Annotated in this window: 1 protein-coding gene, 2 tRNA genes and 3 rRNA genes; all 6 read left to right on the forward strand. The window is 55.8% G+C overall.

From position 1 onward, the window contains the following. Positions 1-398 (forward strand): hypothetical protein (locus O71_RS24495; protein ID WP_007661353.1); only part of this gene is annotated, 398 nt, incomplete at its 5' end. 64 nt (positions 399-462) lie between these two features. Next, positions 463-1,985 (forward strand): 16S ribosomal RNA (locus tag O71_RS21130). Positions 1,986-2,153: 168 nt separating this feature from the next. Then, a tRNA-Ile gene (locus O71_RS21135) sits at positions 2,154-2,230 on the forward strand. Between the two features lie 33 nt (positions 2,231-2,263). Beyond that, positions 2,264-2,340, forward strand: a tRNA-Ala gene (locus tag O71_RS21140). A 222-nt stretch (positions 2,341-2,562) separates the two neighbouring features. Beyond that, positions 2,563-5,458: ribosomal RNA gene (locus O71_RS21145) — 23S ribosomal RNA — on the forward strand. Between the two features lie 132 nt (positions 5,459-5,590). Then, positions 5,591-5,702 (forward strand): 5S ribosomal RNA (gene rrf, locus O71_RS21150). The 16S, 23S and 5S rRNA genes sit together here with 2 tRNA genes alongside, the layout of an rRNA operon. Positions 5,703-5,706: the final 4 nt, after the last annotated feature.

Genomic DNA, 5,706 nt, shown 5'->3' on the forward strand with positions numbered 1-5,706 from the left:
AGGCCGCAGGAAAAAGGAAAAAAAAGTTTTGCCAGGTTATTGCGGATTTAAAAAGTCTTCTTACCTTTGCAACCCGCTCCGAGGCGAAGGGTTCGAAAGCGAAAAAAAAGAGTGCCTGCCAACCAAAAGGGTTGAAAGGAAAGAAAAAAAAGATTGAGATTTTGCTTGCGGATTCGGAAAGTTTTTCCGACCTTTGCACACCGAAAACGACGGACGGTCGCTTCGGAAAAGCGAAAAGCAAGACACGCCCTAAAACGTTAGGACGTCTATCCAAGGAGAGAAGTTCTTTGGAAAAGTTCTTTGAGAGATTGTTGAGACAGAAAAAGAAAAACAAGATAGGTACATCCGCGCGGGCGAATCTTCGGATTCCCACCGCGTCAATTCGAGAGAATTATTAAAGGAAAGGGCCGCGGGTCGAACGGACACATTGGCTGCCTTGGGCAGTCTGAAAAGTAAAACACTACAATGGAGAGTTTGATCCTGGCTCAGGATGAACGCTAGCGGCAGGCCTAATACATGCAAGTCGAACGGATCTGATTCCTTCGGGAATCAGGTTAGTGGCGCACGGGTGCGTAACGCGTATGCAACCTACCTTCCACTGGGGGATAGCCCACCGAAAGGTGGATTAATACCGCATATGACCACGAGAGGGCATCCGACCGTGGTAAAAGCTGAGGCGGTGGAAGATGGGCATGCGTGCCATTAGCTAGTTGGCGGGGTAAAGGCCCACCAAGGCGACGATGGCTAGGGGTTCTGAGAGGATGGTCCCCCACACTGGTACTGAGACACGGACCAGACTCCTACGGGAGGCAGCAGTAGGGAATATTGGGCAATGGCCGAGAGGCTGACCCAGCCATGCCGCGTGCAGGAAGAAGGCCTTCTGGGTTGTAAACTGCTTTTACCAGGGAAGAAAACGCGCCTGCGGGCGTAACTGACGGTACCTGGTGAATAAGCACCGGCTAACTCCGTGCCAGCAGCCGCGGTAATACGGAGGGTGCAAGCGTTGTCCGGATTTATTGGGTTTAAAGGGTGCGTAGGCGGCCCGTTAAGTCAGCGGTGAAATCCCAGGGCTCAACCCTGGAACTGCCGTTGATACTGGCGGGCTTGAGTTCGGTCGAGGCGGGCGGAACTGGTGGTGTAGCGGTGAAATGCATAGATACCACCAAGAACCCCGATTGCGAAGGCAGCTCGCTGGCCCGAAACTGACGCTGAGGCACGAAAGCGTGGGGAGCGAACAGGATTAGATACCCTGGTAGTCCACGCCGTAAACGATGATCACTCGATGTTTGCGATACACGGCAAGCGTCCAAGCGAAAGCGTTAAGTGATCCACCTGGGGAGTACGCCCGCAAGGGTGAAACTCAAAGGAATTGACGGGGGCCCGCACAAGCGGTGGAGCATGTGGTTTAATTCGATGATACGCGAGGAACCTTACCTAGGCTAGAATGCGCGTGACCGGTCCAGAGATGGACCTTCCCTTCGGGGCACAAAGCAAGGTGCTGCATGGCTGTCGTCAGCTCGTGCCGTGAGGTGTTGGGTTAAGTCCCGCAACGAGCGCAACCCCTACCTTTAGTTGCCAGCGTGTTATGACGGGGACTCTAAAGGGACTGCCTCCGCAAGGAGCGAGGAAGGCGGGGACGACGTCAAGTCATCATGGCCCTTACGCCTAGGGCTACACACGTGCTACAATGGCCGGTACAGAGGGTTGCCACCTGGTGACAGGGAGCCAATCTCAAAAAGCCGGTCTCAGTTCGGATCGAAGTCTGCAACTCGACTTCGTGAAGCCGGAATCGCTAGTAATCGCGTATCAGCAACGACGCGGTGAATACGTTCCCGGGCCTTGTACACACCGCCCGTCAAGCCATGGAAGTCAGGGAGACCTGAAGCCGGTGACCGTCAAAGGAGCCGTCTAGGGTAAAACTGGTAACTGGGGCTAAGTCGTAACAAGGTAGCCGTACCGGAAGGTGCGGCTGGATCACCTCCTTTCTAGGGTCGGCCCGTCGGCCTTTCCCGAGGCGCAAGGGTGGACAAGCCCGCGCGGCGTGCACTTATCCAAATTTCTTCTGTCTCAGCATTCCTTCTCAAAACAACACACACGATACTGAATAAGCGAGGTGCGGCATCAAGGCGCGTTCCCCGGCCCAGTAGCCACGGGGGCTTGTAGCTCAGGTGGTTAGAGCGCTACACTGATAATGTAGAGGTCCGTGGTTCGAGTCCACGCAGGCCCACCACTTTACCAAGCGCGTAACTGCGGTTACCGACAGGGGGGATTAGCTCAGCTGGCTAGAGCGCCTGCTTTGCACGCAGGAGGTCAACGGTTCGACTCCGTTATTCTCCACCAAGCTTACAACAACAGCACACAGTAAGGACGGCAGGTTCTTACTTCTAACTTAAAGGCGAATGCCGCGGCCACCGTTTAGCGACGGGGCGGGCAGGCGAGACTTTGAGAGAAGTTCTTTGACATGATGGGAGAGAGAAAAACAAAGACATTATAAGGTAAGACTGCCTGGAATTTATTCCGGTGCAGCCCAAGAAGCGGGCCGGCGGTCTCAGGACCACCGGCGAGAACGCAGAGAAGGGCGCATGGGGGATGCCTAGGCTCTCAGAGGCGATGAAGGACGCGACAAGCTGCGAAAAGCCGCGGGGATCGGCACATACGATGTGATCCGCGGATGTCCGAATGGGGCAACCCGCCGTGTTGAAGACGCGGCACCCGAAAGGGGGCGAACCCGGGGAACTGAAACATCTAAGTACCCGGAGGAAGAGAAAATAACAATGATTCCGCAAGTAGTGGCGAGCGAACGCGGAAGAGCCCAAACCGCCCCTGTCACGGCAGGAGCGGGGTTGTAGGACCACGGTGTGGGACCTGCTGTTTGAAGCGTAACAGACTGGGAAGTCTGGCCGGAGAGGGTGACAGCCCCTTGCGCGTAAGGACACAGGCCCTAGTGGTATCCTGAGTAGGGCGGGACCGGAGAAATCCCGCCTGAATCCAGCGGCACCATCCGCTAAGGCTAAATACTCCTGAGAGACCGATAGTGAACCAGTACCGTGAGGGAAAGGTGAAAAGTACCCCGAATAGGGGGGTGAAACAGATCCTGAAACCATGCGCCTACAAGCGGTCGGAGCCCATTCGTTGGGTGACGGCGTGCCTTTTGCATAATGAGCCTACGAGTTACTCCTCTCTGGCAAGGTTAAGCCTCTCAAGGGGCGGAGCCGCAGCGAAAGCGAGTCTGAACAGGGCGCACAGTCAGAGGGGGTAGACGCGAAACTTTGTGATCTACCCATGGGCAGGATGAAGGTTGGGTAAAACCAACTGGAGGTCCGAACCAGTTTACGTTGAAAAGTATTTGGATGACCTGTGGGTAGGGGTGAAAGGCCAATCAAACTGAGAAATAGCTCGTACTCCCCGAAATGCCTTTAGGGGCAGCGTCGCGGTCGAGTCATATGGAGGTAGAGCTACCGATAGGACTAGGGGGAGTCAAATCCTACCGAATCCTGACGAACTCCGAATGCCATTTGATATACGCGGCAGTGAGGCGCGGGGTGCTAAGGTCCCGCGCCGAGAGGGAAAGAACCCAGACCGCCAGCTAAGGTCCCTAAATTCGCGCTAAGTTGAACAAAGGGGGTCCAGTTGCACAGACAGCCAGGATGTTGGCTTGGAAGCAGCCACTCATTTAAAGAGTGCGTAACAGCTCACTGGTCGAGCGACAGGGCATCGATAATAATCGGGCATCAAGCGTGGTACCGAAGCTGCGGATTATAGATTATTCTATACTGGTAGGGGAGCATTCCAAGGGCGACGAAGGCATATCGGCAAGATGTGCTGGAGCGCTTGGAAAAGCAAATGTAGGCATAAGTAACGATAATGCGGGCGAGAAACCCGCACACCGAAAGACCCAGGTTTCCTGATCAACGCTAATCGGATCAGGGTTAGTCGGGACCTAAGGCCGAGGCGAAAGCGCAGGTCGATGGACAGCTGGTTAATATTCCAGCACCGGCTATGCATAGCGATGCGGTGACGGAGAAGTGAAAGGACCGCGCACTGACGGAATAGTGCGTTGAAGGCCGTAGGTAGTGGCCCGGTAGTGAAGTACGCCGGGCTAGCTGAAAGCCGATAGTACCCCAAGGCCTCGGCCGCGGGGATAGCGTCCCTAAGCAGGCTCCCTAGAAAACCCGCTAAGCGTTTAAATGCATGGCCGCCCGTACCGCAAACCGACACAGGTGGTCGAGGAGAGAATCCTAAGGTGCTCGAGTGAATCACGGCCAAGGAACTCGGCAAAATGGCCCTGTAACTTCGGGAGAAGGGGCGCTTCCTCTGGGCAACCAGAGAAGCCGCAGTGAAAAGGCCCAGGCGACTGTTTAACAAAAACACATGGCTTTGCCAAATCGAGAGATGACGTATAAGGCCTGACACCTGCCCGGTGCCGGAAGGTTAAGAGGGGGGGTTAGCCGCAAGGCGAAGCTCTGAATCGAAGCCCCGGTAAACGGCGGCCGTAACTATAACGGTCCTAAGGTAGCGAAATTCCTTGTCGGGTAAGTTCCGACCTGCACGAATGGTGTAACGATCTGGCGCTGTCTCAGCCGTGAGCTCGGTGAAATTGTAGTCTCGGTGAAGATGCCGAGTACCCGCAACGGGACGGAAAGACCCCATGAACCTTTACTATAGCTTAGCATTGACGCTGGGTAACTCATGTGTAGGATAGGCCGGAGAATGCGAAGCGGCGTCGCCAGGCGTCGTGGATTCTTCCTTGAAATACGGCCCTTGAGTTGCTTGGCGCCTAACTCCACAGAGTGGAGGACCGTGCTTGGTGGGTAGTTTGACTGGGGTGGTCGCCTCCAAAACAATAACGGAGGCTTTCAAAGGTTCCCTCAGCACGCTTGGTAACCGTGCGCAGAGCGCAATAGCAGAAGGGAGCTTGACTGTGAGGCCCACAAGCCGAGCAGGGCCGAAAGGCGGATATAGTGATCCGGTGGTTCCGCATGGAAGGGCCATCGCTCAAAGGATAAAAGGTACTCTGGGGATAACAGGCTGATCTCCCCCAAGAGCTCATATCGACGGGGAGGTTTGGCACCTCGATGTCGGCTCGTCACGTCCTGGGGCTGGAGAAGGTCCCAAGGGTTCGGCTGTTCGCCGATTAAAGTGGCACGCGAGCTGGGTTCAGAACGTCGTGAGACAGTTCGGTCCCTATCTGTTGTGGGCGTCGGAGATTTGAGGGGTTCTGTCCTTAGTACGAGAGGACCGGGATGGACGAGCCTCTGGTGGACCTGTTGTGGCGCCAGCCGCAGCGCAGGGTAGCTACGCTCGGACGGGATAAGCGCTGAAAGCATCTAAGTGCGAAACCCGCCCCAAGATGAGATCTCCCTTAAGGGCCGTCAGAGACGATGACGTTGATAGGCCGCAGGTGTAAAGTCAGAGATGGCAAAGCCGAGCGGTACTAATTGCCCGAGCGCGTTCCCAAAGCACGCACAGTGCTAGCCGGCCAAGGCCGGCCCGCCCCTTGGCCCTACAGCGTCCGAAGGCTTTTTCTCTCCCAACAAGTCAAAACAACTTTCACATAGCCATCAAGCTCGCATAACAGCCGAGCGAAGAGAATGGCGGCTATGGCGCCGGTGAGCACCTCTTCCCATCCCGAACAGAGAAGTTAAGCCCGGCTGCGCCGATGGTACTGGGGTCACACCCGGGAGAGTAGGTGGCCGCCAACCCCAA

This window comes from Pontibacter sp. BAB1700, from assembly GCF_000277005.1.
GTDB classification, from domain to species: domain Bacteria; phylum Bacteroidota; class Bacteroidia; order Cytophagales; family Hymenobacteraceae; genus Pontibacter; species Pontibacter lucknowensis.